The organism is Paenimyroides ceti, from assembly GCF_030409925.1.
In genome coordinates this window covers 216499-238219 of sequence record NZ_JAUFQU010000001.1, presented here as the reverse complement: position 1 = coordinate 238219, position 21721 = coordinate 216499, and the positions used below count along the sequence as shown (strand labels likewise).

Sequence of the window (21721 nt, the reverse complement as noted above, 5' to 3'; positions counted from 1 at the left end):
AAGAAGATGGAAGTTACAGGAAAAATCAAAATGATTGGCGAACCACAACAAGTGAGTTCAAGCTTTAGAAAAAGAGAAGTGGTAGTGACAACAGATGAGCAATATCCACAACATATTTTAATTGAGTTTACTCAGGATCGCACCGATTTATTGAATCCCTTTCAAGTTGGGCAACCGGTAAAAATTTCTATCAACTTACGCGGTAGAGAATGGGTAAGTCCACAAGGTGAAACCAGATATTTCAACACTATTCAAGGGTGGAGAATCGAAAATCTTGTACAGCAATCTATGGGCGGAGATCCTTATCAGCAACAAGGTTATAATCAGGCACCTCCACAAGGATATCAGCAGGCACCACAGCAGGGTTATGGTCAAAATAATCCACAACAAGGCGGAGGTTTTAATCAAAATAACAATTCATTTCCTCCGGCACCAAATTTTAACGAAGAAGAACCGGACGATTTACCGTTCTAAAATATTTTATACCTTTATCCTGATGCAAAAAACATCAGGATTTTTTTATGCAATTACTTTCTCATCTATTAGAATTTCCGGCTCCGGAAACGACACATGCTTCAGGTATTATAGCTATTGGCGGCGATTTGTCTGAAAAAAGACTATTACTGGCTTATGAAAACGGTATCTTTCCCTGGTTTGAAGACGGAGAGCCCATTACATGGTGGTGTCCTGAATGGCGTATGGTGTTGCTTTTAGATACTTATAAACCTTCTAAAAGTCTGCGTAATATACTGAACAGAAATAAGTTTACAGTTACGTTCAATACTGCTTTCAAGGAGGTAATCACCCATTGCCAGCAAGCAAAAAGAGAAGGACAGCAAGGCACGTGGATAACAGATGATATGATGAATGCTTATACCACACTTCATGAATCCGGAAAGTCAACTTCTGTAGAAGTATGGCTAGAAGACGAGTTGGTCGGCGGGTTGTATGGTGTGGACTTGGGACGTATTTTTTGTGGAGAGAGCATGTTTTCTAAAGTGTCCAATGCTTCCAAAATAGCACTTCATTTTTTAGTCGGCTATCTGAAAGAACATAATTATTTATTACTGGATGGACAGGTTTATAACGAACATCTCGACAATCTGGGTTTTATTGAAATTCACAGAGATGATTTTCTAAAAATTCTTCATGTTGCGAATTCTAAAAATTAATTTTATGAAATTGCCAGTTCATGACATCAAGTATCAATAACTGATTACTCAAAACAGGTAAGCCTGTACAAAGTTTTATTGCCTCATTTGCCATTATGGTTCCTACGATTCCAGGCAATGTACTCAATACGCCATTTTGATCACAGTTGGGAACGTCCTCAGGATTAGGAGGTGTTGGAAATATATCCCGTAGATTTTTTGACCCTTTATGATTAAAGACACTTATCTGTCCTTCAAACTTTAAAATGCTGCCATAAACCAAAGGTTTATTTAATCGCACACAGGTATCATTTACCAAATACCGGGTAGCAAAATTGTCACTCGCATCAATGATGATGTCAAATGTCTGTATTACTCTGTCAGCATTATCGTCAGTGAGCCGATCATTAAAAAGCAGGCATTGCAGTTCTGTATTTTTTTCGGTCAGATAATTATAAGCAATATGTGTTTTCAGTTTATTGACATCCTTTTCTTTATACAATATCTGACGCGGAAGATTGTGAAGGGCTATTGCATCAAAATCAATAATACCAATAGTTCCTACACCGGATGACACGAGATATTCCAATATAGGGCAACCCAGTCCACCTGCACCGATTACCAGTATTTTTGCTCTTTTTAGACCTATTTGTCCCTCTATTCCGATCTCAGGAAGTATAATTTGTCGATTGTATTTTAAAATTTCTTTAGGTGTAAGCATTTTTCACTGTATTACGAATTCATGTATATTCTGTCCCAGTCTTTCCAAACCGGCTCATATCCATTGTCAGAAATAATCTTTGCTATTTCCAAAGCAGAACGTTCATCACTTGTTTCAAACTGTTCCAGTGATTCCTTATCTACAACATATCCTCCCGGATTGGTTTTAGAACCTGCGCTCATTGATGTAATTCCATATGGAATGATATGGTTTCTGAATTTTTCGTTTTCACGGGTCGACAGGGATATTTCCAGATCTGCATTCCACAAACGATAGGCACAGATAAGCTGAAGTAAATCGCGGTCTTGCATGATAAAATTTGGTTCTATGATACCTTCAGCCGGACGTAGTCTGGGAAAAGACACGGAATATTTGCTCTGCCAGTATTTTTTTTGAAGATAGTCAATATGCAAAGCATTAAAAAAACTATCGGTACGCCAGTCTTCTAAACCAAGTAAAACACCCAATCCTATTTTATGAATCCCCGCTTTTCCGATACGATCAGGTGTTTCCAAACGGTATTCAAAATTGGATTTTTTACCTTTAGGATGGTATTTTTTATAAATTTCCCGATGGTAGGTTTCCTGATATACCAATACAGAATAAACTCCGGCCTCATGCAGCTTTTCATATTCCTCTTGCTGTAAAGGCTGTACTTCTACAGATATATTGGAAAACCATTTTCTTACTAATGCTATCGCTTTAAGGAAATAAGAAATATTTACGGTATAATTGGCTTCTCCGGAGACCAGTAATACATGTTGAAATCCAGATTTTCTGATGGCTACTGCCTCTATAGTAATTTCATTATCGGTTAATGTTTTTCTTTTTATTTTATTACCAAGACTAAACCCGCAATAGGTACAAATATTCTGACATTCATTACTCAGATACATAGGAGCATACATCTGTACTGTTTTTCCGAAGCGCTGCTGGGTAAGCCTGTTACTTTCCATCATCATTTCTTCTAAAAGAATTGCGGCATTCGGAGCAATAAAATGTAAAAAATCATCAATAGTTTTCTTTTTCTTTTTTAGAGAGATACGTACATCATCTACTGTGGTGCTGTATATTTTTTTCCGAATATCGTCCCAATCAAAATGCTTGAATATATCATGAAATGTTTCCATATTTATTTTGTATTATTCCTCCAAAAAGGCTGATAATGGACTTGAAGGTATGGCATGTTGATACTGCATTCCCATTCGGGCTTCATACGCTTTTCTTCCGCTTTCTACAGCCTGTTTAAAGGCTTCTGCCATCAGTACCGGATCTCCGGCTACAGCAATAGCAGTGTTTACCAAAACCGCATCTGCTCCTATCTCCATTGCTTTTGCAGCATCTGACGGAGCTCCTATACCTGCATCAATGATAACAGGCACCTTACTTTGTTCAATAATAATCTCCAGAAAATCGAATGTTTTTAGTCCTTTATTGCTCCCTATCGGAGAGCCCAAAGGCATTACAGCTGCTGTTCCCACATTTTCCAATCGTTTGCAAAGAACGGGATCTGCGTGGATATAGGGCAAAACAATAAACCCTTGTTTAGCCAAAGTTTCAGTAGCTCTGAGCGTTTCAACAGGATCCGGCAACAGATATCTAGGATCGGGGTGAATTTCCAGTTTAAGCCAGTTGGTTTCCATTGCCTCCCGTGCCAACTGAGCCGCAAATACAGCTTCTTTAGCATTTCTGGCTCCCGAGGTGTTGGGCAAAAGATCCATTTTAGAACGATTGATGTGTTGTAATAAAGAGTTGGTTTCTGTTTCTAAATCGATTCTTTTCAATGCTATTGTAACTAATTCAGTTCCAGAAGCCAGTAACGCTTTTTCCATTTGCTGAGGAGAGCCAAATTTTCCGGTTCCTAAAAACAAACGGGAAGTAAAGTTTTTTTCTGCAATTTTAAGCGAATTCATATAGTGTTTTGTTGAGTTGTGTGATAAGTTCCTTAGGTATGTTTTCTTCCGTCAGTAAGCCTGAAACCGCAATACCATATATCCCGGTTTGTTTTATCAGCCTTATATCTTCAGCTTTTATTCCTCCTATAGCATATACAGGTATTGTACAGTAAAGGGATTTGAGTGTATGCATTATTTCCCGGTATCCTTTAAGACCGATTATGGGACTCAGCTTTTCTTTGGTGGCAGTAAAAGCATAAGGTCCTAACCCGATGTAATCACATTTTTCTTCTATTCTCTGTAATACCTGCTGCAGGGTGTTCGCTGTGCCTCCTATTATTTTTTTATTTCCCAATAGTAACCTGGCTTCTTTAATACCACTGTCTGTCAATCCTAAATGCACTCCATCCGCATCAAGATGAGCGGCAAGTTCAACATTATCATTTATGATAAAGGTTGCCTGATAACTTTCACATTTTCTTTTGACCTGTTCTCCAAGTGCTAACAAAGTTTTTTCTTCTGCATTTTTGAATCTCAGCTGGATCCATTTACCACCATTATCCAATATCCGCATCATATTATTCAACTGTTCTTCAGCCGTTTTCCCCTGTGAGATGTATTGTAATTTGCTATACATGATGATATCCTAATAAGGAGCTATTTGACGTTAAAAAATTTTCCACATAGTTTTTTGCTTTTCTACAAGAGGCTACTAATTCATCTCCCAAAGCCAGATGCGAAACGATAGACGCTGCCAGTACACAGCCGCTGCCATGTTTTTCTACCGGATCATGAATAGCTGGTTTTAAAACAATTTCCTGTTGACTTGTATATAAAAAATCTGTTCCCTTTTGTTTAGGATGATGCCCTCCTTTCAAAAGTAACGGGCATTTCTGAGATAAAAAGGCTATTTTTTCTTCGTATGTATGTTTATTGCTCAGGGCGTCCAGTTCGTTATAATTAGGTGTTATGAGATCTGTTTTTTCCAGAATTCTCTCTAAAAACTGTACATTATCAGATGTAACAAAGTTGAATCCTGTTGAAGATCTGAGTACGGGATCCCAAACAATTTTCACACTTTCTGATGTGCTTCTTACCGTATTGAGTACTTTTTGCAAGTATTCTAAAGAGGGAACAATTCCTATTTTCATGGCTTTAATTTCATAGACTTCAAATAAGTTGGTTAAAGATCGCAATACAAAATCCATGTCTGCCCAATGCATTTCAAGGAATGACTGCTCTGTTTGCAAAGTATCGGCTGTATTTACTGACAGACCGTATACTTTATGCTGCTCGAAGGTTTTAATATCGGCGAGTATTCCTGCTCCCCCACTCGGATCCATTCCTGCTAATGTGAGTACAAACGGGCGATTTTCTGACACTTTTTGAATTCTTTTATAGGGTTATTATTTTGCCATACAGCACCTAAAAGTGCAACATCATCAAAACCGGCTCTGTAAACCTCAAGGATGTTGAGAGAATTGATTCCTCCCAAAGCAACCAGTTTTTTTTGGAAACAGGTTCGTTTATCTATCTGTTCAAATAAATTTAAAGATGGGCAATATCCCGGTTTTGAAATGCTTGGAAATACAGGACTTAAAAATGCATAGGAAAAGGCAGTATTCAATACATTGAAAGTCTGGATATCATGAACTGCAGTAGAGTAAACACTGTTTACGGATGAACAATTATTCTTTTTCCGGTTATTTTCAGAAAAATGAAAACGGCCAATTCCAAATGAATCTCCTAATTCATGATGCGAATGCAAAGCAATCTGATCTGTATAAACCATTGAAATTTTATCGAGTAACTGTCTCATTTCATCTTTCGTATAATCCGGCTTTCTCACATGCAAAACATCCATACCTTCTTCAAACAAGGCGTGAATAAGTTTAGCTTCATCAGCCACCGGATAAGGATTTGTGATTATTTTCATTACGAATAGATTTCTTTTCCAATAGCAATAAACTCCTGAGATTTTTCGGTCATCCCTTTTTCAGCCGCTGCAACCTCTCTTATCTCCTGCGATATTTTCATGGAGCAGAATTTCGGACCACACATTGAACAAAAATGCGCCACTTTGGCTCCGTCTGCCGGTAAGGTTTCGTCATGAAATTCTCTCGCTGTATCCGGATCGAGTGCTAAATTGAACTGATCTTCCCAACGAAATTCAAAACGTGCTTTACTCAAGGCATTATCTCTGTATTGTGCCCCAGGATGTCCTTTTGCTAAATCAGCAGCATGGGCTGCAATTTTATACGTAATAACTCCGTCTTTTACATCTTTTTTATTAGGAAGTCCGAGGTGCTCTTTTGGCGTCACATAACACAACATTGCTGTTCCGTACCACCCAATCATAGCAGCTCCGATAGCAGAGGTAATATGGTCGTACCCCGGAGCAATATCCGTTGTTAAGGGTCCAAGTGTGTAAAATGGTGCTTCTGCACAGTGTTCCAATTGCTTTTCCATATTCTCTTTTATCATATGCATGGGCACATGACCAGGTCCTTCAATGATGGTTTGTACATCGTGTTTCCATGCTATTTTGGTAAGTTCCCCAAGGGTTTCCAATTCAGCAAACTGTGCAGCATCGTTGGCGTCAGCAATAGAACCGGGACGCAATCCGTCTCCCAATGAGAAGGCAACATCATACTGCTTTATGATTTCACAAATTTCTTCAAAGTGTGTGTACAGGAAGTTTTCTTTATGATGAAAGAGACACCATTTAGCCATTATAGAACCTCCACGCGATACAATACCTGTTACGCGATTGGCTGTCAGATGAATGTAGCGTAGTAAAACACCTGCATGAATAGTGAAATAAGACACGCCCTGCTCTGCCTGTTCAATCAGAGTGTCTCTGAAAATTTCCCATGTAAGGTTTTCAGCGATTCCTTTTACTTTTTCAAGTGCCTGATAAATAGGAACGGTTCCTATTGGTACAGGGGAATTTCTGATGATCCATTCCCGTGTTTCGTGAATGTTTTTACCCGTTGAGAGATCCATTATGGTATCTGCTCCCCAGCGACAAGCCCAAACGGCTTTTTCAACTTCTTCTTCTATACTCGATGTTACAGCACTGTTACCGATATTGGCATTTATTTTCACCAGAAAATTACGTCCGATGATCATAGGTTCGCTTTCCGGGTGGTTGATGTTATTAGGTATCACGGCTCTTCCAGCTGCTACTTCACTTCTTACAAATTCCGCAGTAATTGTATTTTTTGGTGTGTTGGCACCAAAACTATTTCCTTTGTGCTGCTGTCCAAGTTCTGCCGATTCTGTTTCTAATTTTTCTATCTGCTGGTTTTCCCGAATAGCTATGTATTCCATTTCAGGAGTTATGATTCCTTTTTTTGCATAATGCAGCTGGGAAACATTTTTTCCTGCTATAGCTCTTTTGGGTTTGTGCTGATATTCAAAACGCAAATGACTCAAATCTGGATTATTGAGCCGCTCTTTGCCATAATCTGATGTAATATTTTCTAAAATTTCGACATCATTTCTGTCTAAAATCCACTGTTCACGGATGCGTGGCAATCCTTTTTTTACGTCAATATGGATTTCAGTATCGGTATAAGCACCTGAAGTGTCATACACCGTAACCGGTGGGTTTTTGAGAATCCCGCCGTTCGATAATTTGGTGTCGTGTAAAGAGATTTCCCTCATTGCCACTTTTATCGGATAAAGAGTGCCTGCGACATAAATTTTTTTAGAGTTGGGAAAAGGTGTTCTGGAAATGTTGTTGTTGCTCATATCTTGTCTTTTTGTGTAAAATCAACCTCCTTGTGTTGCAGTAATGATGAGAATGTGATCGTTTTCGGAAAGCAGCGTGTTTTTCCAAATAGGCTTAGGTATTACCTGATGGTTGACCGCTACGGCGATACCGTTCTGTTTTCCCGGAAGTTCGAGATCCAAAAGTTCCTGAACCGATAATTGAACCGATTCAAATTGCTTGAAATTGTTGTTGATTTTAAGTTCCATTCCTATATCATTATACACTTTAGGAATGGCTGTAAGACACACAGACGTGCGCAATGAAGTCATTTCACTTTTCCCTACGCTAGTATTAACCAGATCAGGTTCAAAGGGTAAAATCTCAGCCTGTAGTTACAGACACCCCTAAAGTTGAAGACAAATATAGTCTTTTATTTATTAAAAAAGATTTTTATAGTAAAAAGAGACGTGTTAAAAAGAAATTGATTTAAAGCAATGTGCCACATGATCATTTACAACCCCTATTCCCTGCAGATAGGCATAGACTGTTGTAGAACCTAAAAACTTAAATCCTCTTTTTTTAAGATCTTTACTGATGGCATCAGAAAGTTCTGTTTTTGCCGGAACTTCTGCAATACTTTTAAACTGGTTGAGGACAGGTTTATGATTGACATACTTCCACAGATAAGCTGAAAAGGAACCAAATTCTTTTTGAATGGTCATAAATAATTGAGCATTGATGATGGTTGCTTCTATTTTTTTGCGATGTCTGACAATATCAGGGTTCTGTAAAAGTTCTTCAATTTTGGCTTCATTGTAGGCACTTATTTTTTTATAATTGAACTGGTCAAAAGCGTTTCGGAATCCTTCTCGTTTTTTAAGAATGGTAAACCAGCTTAATCCTGCCTGAAAAGATTCCAACACCAGCAATTCAAAAAGTTTATCATCTTCGTAAACCGGTACTCCCCATTCTTCATCATGGTATTGTATGTATAACGGATCATTGGATAACCAATCACAACGCTTTATTATTTTCTCTGCCATTTTTTATAAGTTATTGTGGATTTTTTATGGTATTTAAAATAAATACTTTAGATAAAACATGATGCGGAATTTAGCAGATTCTTATTGTTTTACTATAAGAAAGTAAACTTGTCTTGTCATCAATTATCTGTCCTTTTATGGATTTCAATTTTGAATTAATAACGTTTAAATTAAGTTCGAATCCCAAGTTAGCAATATAGGGTAAAAAAATAAATTATGAACTAAAATTCATAATACAAATAATATTTTTTAAAAACAACAAAAAATATATTTTTAACTTTTTTATAACATTGTAAAATTTTTTTTTATATAGTTTCGTTATGTTAGCTAACTAAAAAACACTTTTATAAACATTTAAAAATTAATCAATTATGAAAAAAATTCAATTTTGCGTTTTACTATTCGTAAGCCTTATGACAATGACTATAGGATTAATAGCATGTACAAATGATGAAGCAATAACCGATAATGCAAACGAAAAAACGAGCACTTTTAGTGGAAAATCAGAAGAAGGCTATACATATGCAAAAGATTTTTATCAAAGTAATATCAGTTTTGGAAAATCAATAACTATTAGTAATGAAGAAACCAGTGAGAAAATAATCATACAAGAATTATTGGTTAACAATGAAAAAACAGCAAGAGGATATATTGTAAAAGATAGCAAGTCAGGCAGCTTTTTATTTTTTGCTGATGTTAACAGAGAAAAAGATATCCTAACCGTGTATGATGCCAAAATGAATACAGACGAAATTTTTAGTAACCTTTCAAAAAATGAAGATTATAAAATCACTCAAAAATTTGATTTTATTAGATACGCCAACCAAAAATTTACTACTGCAAAAGGCTGTGGTTTTTGGCAAAAAGTATGGGGCTCATGTTCTTTTACTGTCACTAAACCTGTACCTGGTAGCCCTGGCTGGTGTACGGATTATACCTCAAGAAATAAATATTTTTTAGGATTTATTATTGATGCAACAGGACCTATTCCCGGTGGTGTTTATCGTTGTTAACACATAAATAGAGAAGCTAAAACAAAGTATCGAGGACTAATAGTATAGTCCTCGATATTAGTTATATTTAAAATAATTTTTACCAATTATCAGAAATAGTGATATAGCATTATCTGCATGATGTATCTAAGGTATTCTAATTAATTTATTAGTCCTCTAAAAATAAATATTATAATTACAACTTATGAAAAACTTATATACCATCTGTTTATTATTATTGTGTATTCCTTTGAAATGTTTTTCTCAGCACTCTATATCAGGAAAGGTTCTATCAGATGGCGAAAAAATTCCCTATGCCTTATTGCATTTAAAACAATCGAATCTTACAGTCTATACAGATTCATTAGGTGAGTTTAAACTGGATTACATAAACGCAAATGAAACACTTACCATAAACTGTATGGGGTTTGAAGAAAAAAAAATAAACCTTAACCATCAGAAATCCCCGCTTGTTATTGAGTTACAAAAAAACAGCACCGTACTTGATGAAATGGTGATTTACAAATATAGCCGTTCTAAATGGAAATCTTTTTTTAAAAAGCCGAAACCTCATATGTGGCGTAACTCCATATCAATATTTGAAGGAAATGCGGTAATAGTACAGTACAAAGCAACAAAAGACATTAAGTTTAATGGTATTGCTTTTATTACCAGAAATAACGTAAAAGGGTATGAAAACAAAAAACTGCGTCCTCTTATCTTTAAAGATTCAATCAGTGCACACACTTCACTTATTAATAATGAAATACATAATTTTTACATTCCGCAAAATGCCATGAATGAACAACGAAAAGTGGAGAATAAAACAAAATTTGAATTTGATCATGTCATCGAAATTAAAGAAGGTGAAACCTTATACGTAGGTATTGAATTAGTTCCCAATAAGAATGAGGTAACATCAGAGCGCATCAACAATCATTTAATATTAGCCTGTATACGAGAGGTAAAATCGCCCTCACTGCAAACTATTATTTATACGCAAATGTTTCAGCCTGCAACCGATAAAGATTCTCATCTATTATTAGATCCAAAGGATTTGTATTTTGAATTGCATCTCTTAGAATAATTCCTTTTGCAAAATAACCATTATAAAGAAAGTTTAAACAACTATAAAACAAAAAACCCAAATCAAATGATTTGGGTTTTTATATTTACAAAGGAAAATTATCCGATGCTTGCTCTTTTAAATCCTGTAACTACTAAAGCAGGCGCTACAGTTTGTACATATTTTGCAACGCTCATAGAACCGTCTTTGATATAATCCTGGTTTACTAACGTATTATCTTTGTAAAAACGTTGGATTTTACCTTTAGAAATGTTGTCTAACATTGCTTCCGGCTTACCTTCTGCTCTTAACTGATCTTTAGCGATTTCAATCTCTTTATCAATGATTGCCTGATCAACACCTGTTTCATCTAATGCAATAGGATTCATTGCTGCTGCCTGCATTGCAACGTTTCTTGCAGCTTCTTCAGCTCCTTCAACGTTTTCAGATAATGCAACAAGCGTAGCGATTTTGTTTCCTGCGTGGATATAAGATCCAACAAAGTTACCTTCTAATTTCTCGAAAGAAGTGATTTCGATTTTTTCACCGATTACACCTGTTTGTTCGATCAATTTATCAGCAACCGTCATTCCACCGAAATCAGAAGCTAAAAATTCTTCTTTTGTATTGAATGCCAATGCTTTGTTTGCCAATTCTGTTGCTAAAGCTACGAAACCTTCGTTTTTACCTACGAAGTCAGTTTCACATCCTAAAGTGATTACTACACCAGCAGTTTTATCAGCATTTACAACAGCTATTGAAGCTCCTTCAGTAGATTCTCTATCTGAACGGTTAGCAGCAACTTTCTGACCTTTTTTACGTAAGATCTCGATTGCACTATCAAAATTCCCTTCAGCTTCTACTAAAGCTTTTTTACAGTCCATCATTCCGGCACCTGTAATTTGTCTTAATTTATTTACGTCTGCAGCAGTTATGTTTGCCATTGTATTTGAATTAATGTGTTATTAAAAATTAAAAAGTCGTTATAGACAGATCCAAAAATATGAAACTATCAGCATAACGACTTTAAAATACTGTTAAGATTACTCTTGAGTATCTGCTTTTACTTCAGTTTTAGCTGCTTCTTCTTTTTCAGATTTTCTTTCAGAATTTCCTTCAACAATAGCTGCTGTTACTAAAGACAATACTTTATCGATTGATTTAGAAGCATCGTCATTTGCTGGAATTACATAATCAACCTCACGTGGGTCAGAGTTTGTATCAACCATTGCAAATACTGGAATGTTTAATTTTTGAGCTTCTTTTACCGCGATGTGTTCAGCTTTGATATCTACAATAAACAAGGCAGCAGGTAAACGTGACATATCAGCGATAGAACCTAAGTTTTTCTCTAATTTTGCACGTAAACGGTCAACTTGTAAACGCTCTTTTTTAGAAAGAGTCATAAATGTTCCGTCTTTTTTCATACGATCAATAGAAGCCATTTTTTTAACAGCTTTACGGATAGTAACGAAATTGGTCAACATACCACCTGGCCATCTTTCAGTGATGTATGGCATGTTTGCTGCTGCTGCTTTTTCAGCAACGATGTCTTTTGCTTGTTTTTTCGTAGCTACGAAAAGGATTTTACGTCCTGAAGCAGCAATTTTTTTCAAAGCTTCATTAGCTTCTTCAATTTTAGCTGCTGTTTTATATAGATTGATAATGTGAATACCATTACGCTCCATATAGATATAAGGAGCCATATTCGGGTCCCACTTTCTAGTCATGTGTCCAAAATGAACACCTGCCTCTAGTAATTCTTTAACTTCTACTTTGTTTGCCATTTTGTAATAGTTTACGTTCTGTTGAATTAGCAATGAATGAGTAACGAAATTGCTTCCGGTCTTATCCATTTAGATGCTAAACTACTTCCTGCCTCAGCAGGCTTGCAACAAAAACTTAGATTTTTTAATAATAAATAAATATTAACGTTTAGAGAATTGGAATCTCTTACGAGCTTTCTTCTGACCAAATTTCTTACGCTCAACCATACGAGGGTCACGCGTTAATAATCCTTCTGGTTTTAAAACAGCTCTGTTCTCTACATCAACTTCACACATTGCTCTTGCAATAGCCATACGTACAGCTTCTGCCTGACCAGTAGTTCCACCACCGTAAACATTTACTTTTACATCAAAATTAGCTCCATTTTCAGTCAATGTCAATGGTTGCATTACTTTGTATTGTAACGTTGCAGTTGGGAAATAAGTTGTAAATTCTTTTTTGTTAACTGTGATGTTTCCTGTTCCTTCAGTAACATAAACACGAGCAACAGCGGTTTTTCTTCTACCGATTTTGTGAATAACTCCCATTACTTAAGTTCGTTTAAATTAACGGATTTAGGTTTTTGAGCCTCATGTTTGTGCTCTGAACCTACATTTACATTTAAATTACGGAATAATTGTGCTCCTAATTTGTTTTTAGGCAACATTCCTTTCACAGCTTTTTCTACTAATAATGCAGGATTTTTTTGTTGCATTACTTTAGCTGTTAATACTCTTTGACCACCTGGATAACCTGTGTGACGGATATATGTTTTATCCTCTAACTTGTTACCTGTTAAGTTGATCTTTTCTGCATTGATAATGATTACATTATCTCCACAGTCCACGTGAGGTGTATAACTTGGCTTGTACTTTCCTCTAAGCAGCTTTGCCACTTTAGTTGCAAGACGTCCTAAGTTATGCCCATCAGCGTCAACAATAACCCACTCTTTCTGAGCTGTAGCCTTGTTTGTCGATACTGTTTTGTAGCTTAAACTTTCCACAATAAATTAATTTTAATTAAACATTCCATACCCAATAAAGGGAGTGCAAAATTACAACTTATTATTTATTATGCAAATTTGTTGGTTCATTATTCATCATATTTAAATAAAAGAAGTAAAAAAATACCTGACCAACTGTTTATTACAAGATGAGTTTTTGTAAAAATAAAAAAATATCTTTTGTATTCTTCTGTTTGTTTTCTCAAAAATACTGATTTTCTATATAATCGAATTTCTTATCCATAGAACAACATATAGTTGTTCGAGTTGTATGGAGAATCCTTTTAATGAAAAAAGCTATTGAGGATCTTCAATAGCTTTGTTGTATATAATTTAGTGTGCAGACAACCAATTGTCACCTACTCCTATTTCTACTTCCAATGGTACAGCAAGTTTGAACGCCTGTTCCATTTCGTGTTGAATCATTGGCTTTATACGCTCTACTTCTTCTTTTGGTACATCAAATACCAATTCATCATGTACCTGAAGTAACATTCTTGCCTGCCAGTTTTCCTCAACAAGTTTTTTATGTATGTTGATCATGGCTATTTTGATAATATCAGCTGCACTTCCCTGAATAGGAGCATTGACAGCATTTCTTTCCGCCGCTCCGCGCACTACTGCATTTTGGGAATGTATATCTTTCAGATAACGGCGACGGCCGGACACCGTTTGCACATAGCCATATTCCCGTGCAAAAGCAATCTGATCCTGTATGTACTGTCTCAATTTCGGATACGTAGCATAATATGTATCTATAAGCTCTTTACTTTCTGCTCTTGAAAGTGAGGTCTGATTGCTCAAACCGAAAGCAGAAACACCATATATGATTCCAAAGTTTACCGTTTTTGCATGACTTCTCTGCTCTCTTGTTACCTCTTCCAAAGCTACATTAAATACTTTAGCTGCAGTAGAGCGGTGGATATCTTCTCCCTTTTTGAACGATTCCATCATATTAGGCTCTTCACTCAGAGCCGCAATGATGCGAAGTTCTATCTGAGAATAATCGGCAGAGAGTAATACATGGTTTTCATCTCTTGCCACAAAGGCTTTACGCACTTTTTGTCCACGTTCAGTACGGATAGGAATGTTTTGTAGGTTCGGATTATTGGAACTCAATCGTCCGGTAGCCGCTACCGCCTGCATATAATCGGTATGTACTCTATTGGTTACCTCATCTACCTGTAATGGCAAAGCATCTACATACGTGTTTTGCAATTTCACTATTTGCCTCCATTCGAGAATACTGCGTACGATCTGGTGATCATTAGCAAGATAACTTAAGACTTCTTCACCCGTTGCATACTGACCTGTTTTTGTTTTTTTAGGTTTGCTACCTCCTATTTTCAGTTTATCGAATAAGATATCACCTAATTGTTTAGGAGAAGCCAGATTGAATGTTTCGCCTGCTTCTTCATAAATCTGCTGTTCCTGTTTTTTAGCTTCAACGGACAACTCTTCTGAAAGGGTCTTCAAATAAGGTATATCCAGACGAATACCTTCTGCTTCCATATCCGCCAGTACTGAAACTAATGGAGATTCTATACGGTCAAACAGTTCTTTTGTATTGCTCTGGATTAATTTAGGCTCAAAGACATTTTTTAGTTGTAAGGTAATGTCTGCATCTTCACCCGCATATTCTTTTATGAGCTCAACCGGTACCTCACGCATTGATTTCTGATTTTTTCCTTTTTTTCCTATCAATTCTTCAATGGATTGAGGACTGTATTTTAAATACGTTTCTGCCAAAACATCCATATTATGACGCATATCAGGATTGATAAGGTAATGGGCAATCATCGTATCAAACAGAAAACCTTTGATCTGTACGTTGTATTTTTTAAGAATTTTCAGATCATATTTTAGATTCTGACCAATTTTGATAATGTTTTCATTTTCAAAAAACGGTCTGAGAACTTCTATCATTTTTTGAGTTTCTTCCTGATCTTCCGGAAAAGGAATATAATAGGCTTTGCTTTTTTCTACAGAGAAAGACATTCCTACCAGTACTGCTTTATTGGTATCAATACTTGTTGTTTCTGTATCGAAACAAACTTCTTTTTGCTCTAAAAGGGTTTTAACCAATAGCTGCAATCCCAGATTCCCCTGTACCAATTGGTAGAAATGATCCGTATTTGCTAAAGTAGCATAGTATCCTTCATCGGTAATCTTTTCTTCTGAATCACCGGTTTCAAACAGAGAGAACTGTTCTTCTTTACGCGGTTGCTTTCCTATTGGTGTAGGGGTTGTTTGTGGTGCATTATCATCAAAAATTTTATCAAACTGTTCTTTCATTCTGCGAAATTCAAGTTCAATAAACAGTGCATCCGTTTTTTCCACATCCGGTTTACTCATTTCAAAATCTTCTTCATCAAATGTAACCGGGCAATCCAGCATAATACGAGCCAGTTCTTTGGAAAGCAACCCTACTTCTTTAGAAGCCTCTATTTTCTCTTTCATCTTTCCTTTGAGCTTGTCTGTATTGGCCAGAAGATTTTCCATAGAACCAAATTCAGCAAGCAGTTTCTTTGCCGTTTTTTCTCCCACCCCAGGCAAACCCGGAATGTTATCAACAGCATCTCCCATCATTCCGAGAAAATCAATTACCTGATCAGGATGTTCAATTTCAAATTTTTCCTTTACTTCATCAACGCCCCATATTTCAATTCCATTTCCCATTCTTGCAGGGCGGTACATAAAAATATTTTCCGACACCAATTGCGCATAATCCTTATCTGGTGTGACCATAAAAACCTGATACCCCTGTTTTTCAGCCTGTTTAGATAATGTTCCTATCAAATCATCTGCCTCAATTCCTTCTACCTCAACAATAGGAATATGCATAGCCTCTAAAATTTGCTTGATGTAAGGGATAGCGATTTTTATAGCTTCCGGTGTTTCATCACGGTTTGCTTTGTATTCCGAATACATTTCGCATCGTGCCACACTGCCTCCTTTATCAAAAGCAACCGCTATATGATTGGGTTTTTCTCTTTTAATAACATCCATCAGGGAATTCATAAACCCTAAAATAGCAGAAGTATCGAGTCCTTTAGAATTAATTCTCGGATTTTTTATAAAAGCATAATAACCTCTAAAGATTAAGGCATAAGCATCCAGTAAGAATAAGCGTTTTTGTGTCATGATGAAGATTTATTTTTCAAAAATACGAAGTTTAAACAAAAAAGCTATGCTTCTGAAAGAAACATAGCTTTATACATAGGTGTTTTTTATTTTATTTTTTGACGATTTTTATAAATGTCTCTTTACCATTATCAAGCTCAACTCTGGTTTGATACACTCCCGCCGGCAAATGTGAGATATCGAATGCAGCGGTGGTAAAATCTGCCACTCTTTTTCCTGACATGTCAAACATTTCAACTTTAACAATTCCGTACTCTGATTTTACGGTAATATTTCCAGTAGACGGATTCGGATAAACAGTAGCTGCAAGAAGATCAAATTTGCCAACAGAAGCTGTTTCTTCTTTTACTTCTATCTGAATTTCACCATATATTGCACTATTCTCTACCGATGTAGCTCTTATGGTTACGATTCCTTCCGCAAGCCCTGTGATCAATCCGTTGCTATCTATACCAGCAAATTCACTGCCATTACTTATACTCCAAACAACCTCCTGATTTACAGCAACCGGCATTACCGTTGCCACTAATTGCAATGTATTATTTGCATATACTACAGGTGACGCTCCGTTGAGAACCTGAATGGTTACAGATTCTATCACAACAACAGGTTCTTCTTCCCCAAACGGAGCTATTCCGCATTGATACGTATTTAATGTTGTGGTTGTTTCATCTGTAATTCCCAACTCTCCGTTAAAATTTCTTCCTGCCATGCAGACATCCTTTCTTTGTGCTTTTAAAAGGCTACGGTGCGCCTGTCCGGCACTAATTTGTACTATATTTTCCTGACCGGGCACAAGAGTCGGCACCGGATAGTTGTTATTATTACCCATTCCTAAATCTCCGAAAACCATATTGAAATTAGTCCACCCCATGAGTTTACCATCTGTGCGTATTGCTGAACCCGACCAGTTTGCCAATCGGGCCTGAATGAACCGATCTTCACTTACTTTTTGAGGAGCCAGAACTTTTATCGGGAATGGCTGTGGACCACCGATTTGCCCCATGTTTGCTGCTCCCCAGCCCCAAAGGGTACCATCGGCTTTTAAAGCTAAGGTAGAAAATGAAGCAGAAGTCACTCCAACCCAATCATTATCTGTACCTATTCTTAAAGGAAGTAAAACATCTTCTGTATCCTCACCGGCCCCGGCTTCTGCCGAATAGTTTCTTCCCCAGCCCCATAGAGATCCATCCGATTTGACAGCTGCTGTATGTGAACCACCCATAGCCACAGCTACCCAATCGTTATCATCTCCTACTTTTACAGGAACCGGACTTGAATTAGTGGAGCCATTTCCCAACTGTCCGTTAGAGTTATATCCCCAGGTCCAAAGCGTTCCGTCTGATTTGATTCCGGCACTTGTAAAACTACCTGTGGTCATGCTTATCCATTCATCTGAAGTCCCTATTTGTACCGGTGTTTGTGAATTGGTACTGTTTCCGATCATTTCTCCGTCTCCCCAGCCCCATAGTGTACCGTCCTCTTTGAGTACCAAAGTATGATCAATTCCTGTGACTATGGCAATATTATCGCCTCCTGCAGCAGAAATTGCAATCGGTTCATAGAAATCAACGGTCTGTTCGTTTGCCAATTGATACGTATTATTCGCTCCCCATCCTTTTAGTTTTCCGTTGGAATAGAGTACCAATGTATTGAATCCGTGAGCTGCCGCTACACTTATTATTTCTTCTGATTTACTTCCGTTCGATAGCGGAGATACAGCATTCTGATTACTTCCGTTTCCTAATTGTCCCAGGTTATTTTTTCCCCATGAGAATAATTCTCCGTTTGATTTTAATGCGAATGAGAAACTATTCCCGGCAGCTATCTGTACTATACCTGAAATGTTTTTTTCTACCGGGGTATTATTGGTCTGTATCCCGTTCCCTTGTTCATCACCCCAACTCCAGACCTTACCATTGGCTTTCAACGCCAGAATATGATTTCTTCCCGCCACTACTTTATTCCAGCGTTCGCTTCCTACCTGATAAGGTGCTGTTTCATATTCTGCAGAAGATCCGCTTACCTGTCCGTAGTAATTATCTCCCCATACCCATAAAGTACCGTCTGACTGAAGTGCAGCAGAAAAGAAACCTCCTGCTGCCAATTGTTTCCATTTATTGTCCGTTCCTATCTGAACTGGTGTTGCGATGCCTGTAACCGAAACACTTCCGTTTCCTAATTGTCCTACAGCATTAGCTCCCCACGACCATAAGGTTCCATCTGCTTTTAGAGCAAGGCTGTGCCAGAAACCAGCCGCTATTTTAGTCCAGTTTGTAGCTGTTCCTATCTGTACAGGTGTGGCATTCGCAGAAAAATTATTAGTTCCTCTGCCCAATTGTCCCATACTGTTTCCTCCCCATGCCCATAAGGTTCCATCTTCTCTCACAGCAAGTGTAAAGTCAGATCCTGCTGACACACTTATCCAACGATCGCTTCCAACCTGAACGGGTGTTTGTGTCACTACATTGGTTCCTATTCCCAATTGTCCCAAATCATTTTTACCCCATGCCCACAAAGTACCATCTGCTTTAATACCAAGAGAAAAACCTGTTCCTGCAGTAATGGTTACCCAATTGTCATCTGTACCCACTTTTGCTGCTGTATTCCGGGAATTGGTTGTGCCATCTCCCAACTGGGCATCACTATTAGACCCTGCGGCGAACAATTCTCCGTTTTTTATTTCAAGATAGTGATCACTTCCCGCTGCCATTCGCTGATAGGCAGCGTGATAGGCCACATTGCTTTTCCCTTCAGACCGGGAAATCTGTGCCTGTATTGATAGTGTCAAAAACACTAACAATCCGCTTAAAAATATTTTATGTTTCATGTTTTTTATTTATATAGTTAAGGCTGCTATAAATAGCAGCCTCAATAGGTTATTTTTTGATAATTTTTACAAAGGATTGTTTTCCGTTGCCAAAAGATATTTTTGTCTGATACATACCCGCAGCCAAATGTGAAATATCAAATGTTGCATTTATATATACAGCAATATTTTTTCCTGTAAGATCAAACAATTCTACTTTTGAAATTTCTGTTTCTGAAGATATGGTTACCATCCCGGTTGTAGGATTCGGATACACATTAATTTCTGGTTTGTCAAACGCTTCGTTAGAAGCCGTTTCATCCTGAATGTTTAATGTATAGTCTTCCACCTGTCCGTAATAAGCATTGGTACACGCATCGAATTCACCCGGTTCATAAACATTCCACATATCTTTGATGATTCTCATACGAGTAGTACCTAATACAGCATCATGAGGAATCGTAATTTCAATAGCTACCCCGACATCATCCGTGCCTGTTGAAGGTTCTAAAGAAGCGGTATAATATTCCGTTTCCATATCAAAAGTAAAATCCTGATTCCAATCAATAAACACCCGAACGTCATGTGAAAACTGTCCGTTGGTGTTTCCTTTTACCTTTAAAACATACGTTTCTCCAGTAATAACATCACCTGTGATTTCTGTGAAATCTTCATAAGCCGGTGTTCCGTTTACAGCTTCTGATGTAGTATTATCAATGTTAGCAAATGATACATATGTAATTGGCTCTACATCAAAATCTACCGCTACCTCACAATAATCATCTACAGGACCTGGCAATGCTTCCGCAATTTCTATCGTGTAGTCTTCCACTTGTCCTATAAACCATCCTGTAGGACATGGCAGATTTTCCAATACTCCCATCCATGAATCTGACTCATACGCTTTTACTACTCTAAAACGCGTAGTACCTGTAAGGGCATCTGCCGGAATGGTTATATTCCCTGATACTGTACCTGACTCAACTCCTGTAACCGGATTTGAGTTATCCAGATAACCTATTGTGAATGCTTCATCGGCATCAAAAATATTGTTCTGATTAAAGTCAATATACACATACGCCGATACTGAAGTTTGTCCCTGTGTACCTCCTTTAATGGTCACAGGGTATGTTGCACCCTGATTTGCATTCAGAATTGTTTCGGTAAAGTTTTCTATCGTTGTTGCCGGTGTTTCATTTATTCCGCTGGTATGCGTTATTGATCCAAAAGTTACTTCTGTAATTTCACTTACTGTCAATGTCGTGATGGCGTCATCTCCACAGTAAGGTGCCGGAAACTCTGATGAAGATCCCTGATTAGAAATTACAATTTCAAGTGTATCATATTTGGTATTATCTGTAACAGATACCGCTTTTACCGTTACTGTTCCATTCGCTATCGCTGTTACAAGTCCGTTTGCGTCTACAGTTGCCAGTGTACTCTCATCTAATAAAGACCAATTTACCTGTTGATCTGCTGTTGCTGGTAATATGGTTGCTGATAATTGTAAAGTTCCTCCGTTTGTTGTAATAGCCGGAGCTGCATTTGCTTCTACCTGTATGGCAACAGACGCTATCGGCTCCTGTGCCAGTACACATCGTATGGAAGATCCCTGCCCTCTTACAGCACCCGCTGCAGGATTTGCAATAAGTGAACTTACATAGAAGTATTTTGAACCTGAACTCGAAGGTGTAGAACTCCAGTAATAGAGTCTTTCCCCGATAAAAGTATATCCTGCGCTTGAATTGCTTCTATATCCTGCCGCTGATAATTTAAGACTGCTGCTAAATGCGGTAGCCGGATTGCTTATATTTTCTGCGTTTTTCAAATCTGTCCAGTCAGTCTGAGAAGGCATTTTCCATTGCTCACCTAAGGCTTTACAAGGATCACAGCCATTTACATCTGTAGCATTTTCAGGCGTTGACACCTCCCATTTATCGGTCAGCAAATTGTTTGACCACCAACCATTAGCTCCGGTGCCTGTTATAAAGGCATTTGATGGTGTTTGAAGACCTTCAGGGTTGTTTGGTACAGGCGCAGATACTGTAGGCGAAGTTGTTTTTTGATGTCCGTCATCCCAACGTCCCCACTGAAAGTAATCTCCGTAAGAAGAAGCATCATTGCTCGCTGTTGCTATCTGACTGCTTCCAAGGTTTTGCTGTAACCATATTTTACCATCTGCTGCTCTTACAGTTGCGTACGTAACCGTTTGCCCCTGATAAATAAAAGTTACACATCCGATATCACCTGTATCAGGCCCTGGGAGTGTATTGCTGCATTCTGTATCGGCAACACCTCGTACAATGTTTGTTTTGGCAGGTTTTACAAGACCTGCAGTTTGTGCATGACTTGTTGTATAGCCGGCTAAACCTATAAGTAGGCTGAAATAAGGTAGAATTTTGTTTTTCATTT

Annotated in this window: 21 protein-coding genes and 1 riboswitch; of the genes, 4 read left to right on the top strand and 17 right to left on the bottom strand. The window is 37.5% G+C overall.

The genetic code is table 11. The annotated features are described in order from the left end of the window. The first annotated feature begins 6 nt into the window (after positions 1-6). On the top strand, positions 7-474 hold the full coding sequence (locus tag QW060_RS01110) for a DUF3127 domain-containing protein (protein WP_290361880.1): 468 nt from the start codon (positions 7-9) through the stop codon (positions 472-474). A 47-nt stretch (positions 475-521) separates the two neighbouring features. Next, positions 522-1172 (top strand): leucyl/phenylalanyl-tRNA--protein transferase, encoded by a 651-nt coding sequence (aat, locus tag QW060_RS01105; RefSeq protein WP_290361879.1) that lies wholly within the window; start codon positions 522-524, stop codon positions 1170-1172. Here aat and QW060_RS01100 read toward each other — a convergent pair. From QW060_RS01100 to QW060_RS01060, 9 genes are all read right to left on the bottom strand, one after another. Further along, positions 1162-1872: a HesA/MoeB/ThiF family protein gene (locus tag QW060_RS01100; protein WP_290361878.1), complete on the bottom strand. Its 711-nt coding sequence runs from the start codon at positions 1870-1872 to the stop codon at positions 1162-1164. The genes aat and QW060_RS01100 overlap by 11 nt on opposite strands. A gap of 11 nt (positions 1873-1883) precedes the next feature. Then, complete coding sequence (gene thiH, locus QW060_RS01095; RefSeq protein WP_290361877.1) at positions 1884-3002, bottom strand: 2-iminoacetate synthase ThiH; 1119 nt, start codon at positions 3000-3002, stop codon at positions 1884-1886. A gap of 12 nt (positions 3003-3014) precedes the next feature. Next, on the bottom strand, positions 3015-3785 hold the full coding sequence (locus QW060_RS01090) for a thiazole synthase (protein WP_290361876.1): 771 nt from the start codon (positions 3783-3785) through the stop codon (positions 3015-3017). After that, entirely contained in the window at positions 3772-4404 is a 633-nt protein-coding gene (thiE, locus tag QW060_RS01085; protein ID WP_290361875.1) for a thiamine phosphate synthase, read from the bottom strand. The genes QW060_RS01090 and thiE overlap by 14 nt, the downstream gene beginning before the upstream one ends. Next, entirely contained in the window at positions 4397-5149 is a 753-nt protein-coding gene (locus QW060_RS01080; RefSeq protein ID WP_290361874.1) for a hydroxymethylpyrimidine/phosphomethylpyrimidine kinase, read from the bottom strand. Before QW060_RS01080 ends, thiE begins: the two co-directional genes overlap by 8 nt. Beyond that, positions 5116-5703, bottom strand: a complete 588-nt coding sequence (locus tag QW060_RS01075; RefSeq protein WP_290361873.1) for a thiamine phosphate synthase — start codon at positions 5701-5703, stop codon at positions 5116-5118. The genes QW060_RS01080 and QW060_RS01075 overlap by 34 nt, the downstream gene beginning before the upstream one ends. Beyond that, the gene (thiC, locus tag QW060_RS01070) at positions 5703-7523 is read right to left on the bottom strand and encodes a phosphomethylpyrimidine synthase ThiC (RefSeq protein ID WP_290361872.1); all 1821 of its coding nucleotides are present in this window, start codon (positions 7521-7523) and stop codon (positions 5703-5705) included. Before thiC ends, QW060_RS01075 begins: the two co-directional genes overlap by 1 nt. A gap of 21 nt (positions 7524-7544) precedes the next feature. Then, positions 7545-7751 carry a sulfur carrier protein ThiS gene (gene thiS, locus QW060_RS01065; protein WP_290364660.1) on the bottom strand — a complete coding sequence of 69 codons (207 nt, stop codon included), beginning with the start codon at positions 7749-7751 and terminating at the stop codon, positions 7545-7547. 54 nt (positions 7752-7805) lie between these two features. After that, positions 7806-7901: riboswitch (TPP riboswitch) on the bottom strand. A gap of 54 nt (positions 7902-7955) precedes the next feature. Beyond that, positions 7956-8528 carry a DNA-3-methyladenine glycosylase I gene (locus QW060_RS01060; RefSeq protein WP_290361871.1) on the bottom strand — a complete coding sequence of 191 codons (573 nt, stop codon included), beginning with the start codon at positions 8526-8528 and terminating at the stop codon, positions 7956-7958. A 419-nt stretch (positions 8529-8947) separates the two neighbouring features. Between QW060_RS01060 and QW060_RS01055 the strand changes: the two genes are divergently transcribed. Next, positions 8948-9541 carry a hypothetical protein gene (locus QW060_RS01055; protein WP_290361870.1) on the top strand — a complete coding sequence of 198 codons (594 nt, stop codon included), beginning with the start codon at positions 8948-8950 and terminating at the stop codon, positions 9539-9541. A 184-nt stretch (positions 9542-9725) separates the two neighbouring features. Continuing rightward, on the top strand, positions 9726-10607 hold the full coding sequence (locus QW060_RS01050; RefSeq protein WP_290361869.1) for a carboxypeptidase-like regulatory domain-containing protein: 882 nt from the start codon (positions 9726-9728) through the stop codon (positions 10605-10607). A gap of 98 nt (positions 10608-10705) precedes the next feature. Here QW060_RS01050 and tsf read toward each other — a convergent pair whose 3' ends face one another. From tsf to QW060_RS01010, 8 genes are all read right to left on the bottom strand, one after another. After that, a complete protein-coding gene (gene tsf, locus QW060_RS01045; protein ID WP_290361868.1) occupies positions 10706-11530 on the bottom strand; it encodes a translation elongation factor Ts in 825 nt (274 codons plus the stop codon). Positions 11531-11629: 99 nt separating this feature from the next. Further along, the gene (rpsB, locus tag QW060_RS01040) at positions 11630-12373 is read right to left on the bottom strand and encodes a 30S ribosomal protein S2 (RefSeq protein ID WP_290361867.1); all 744 of its coding nucleotides are present in this window, start codon (positions 12371-12373) and stop codon (positions 11630-11632) included. Between the two features lie 26 nt (positions 12374-12399). Continuing rightward, entirely contained in the window at positions 12400-12561 is a 162-nt protein-coding gene (locus QW060_RS01035) for a hypothetical protein (RefSeq protein WP_290361866.1), read from the bottom strand. Next, positions 12515-12901 (bottom strand): 30S ribosomal protein S9, encoded by a 387-nt coding sequence (rpsI, locus tag QW060_RS01030; protein ID WP_290361865.1) that lies wholly within the window; start codon positions 12899-12901, stop codon positions 12515-12517. The genes QW060_RS01035 and rpsI overlap by 47 nt, the downstream gene beginning before the upstream one ends. Continuing rightward, a complete protein-coding gene (gene rplM, locus QW060_RS01025) occupies positions 12901-13356 on the bottom strand; it encodes a 50S ribosomal protein L13 (protein WP_290361864.1) in 456 nt (151 codons plus the stop codon). The genes rpsI and rplM overlap by 1 nt, the downstream gene beginning before the upstream one ends. Before the next feature lie 333 nt (positions 13357-13689). Then, on the bottom strand, positions 13690-16503 hold the full coding sequence (gene polA / locus QW060_RS01020) for a DNA polymerase I (protein ID WP_290364659.1): 2814 nt from the start codon (positions 16501-16503) through the stop codon (positions 13690-13692). Between the two features lie 88 nt (positions 16504-16591). Then, the gene (locus QW060_RS01015; RefSeq protein ID WP_290361863.1) at positions 16592-19330 is read right to left on the bottom strand and encodes an RCC1 domain-containing protein; all 2739 of its coding nucleotides are present in this window, start codon (positions 19328-19330) and stop codon (positions 16592-16594) included. Between the two features lie 49 nt (positions 19331-19379). Further along, positions 19380-21719, bottom strand: a complete 2340-nt coding sequence (locus QW060_RS01010) for a GEVED domain-containing protein (protein WP_290361862.1) — start codon at positions 21717-21719, stop codon at positions 19380-19382. Between the last annotated feature and the right edge of the window lie 2 nt (positions 21720-21721).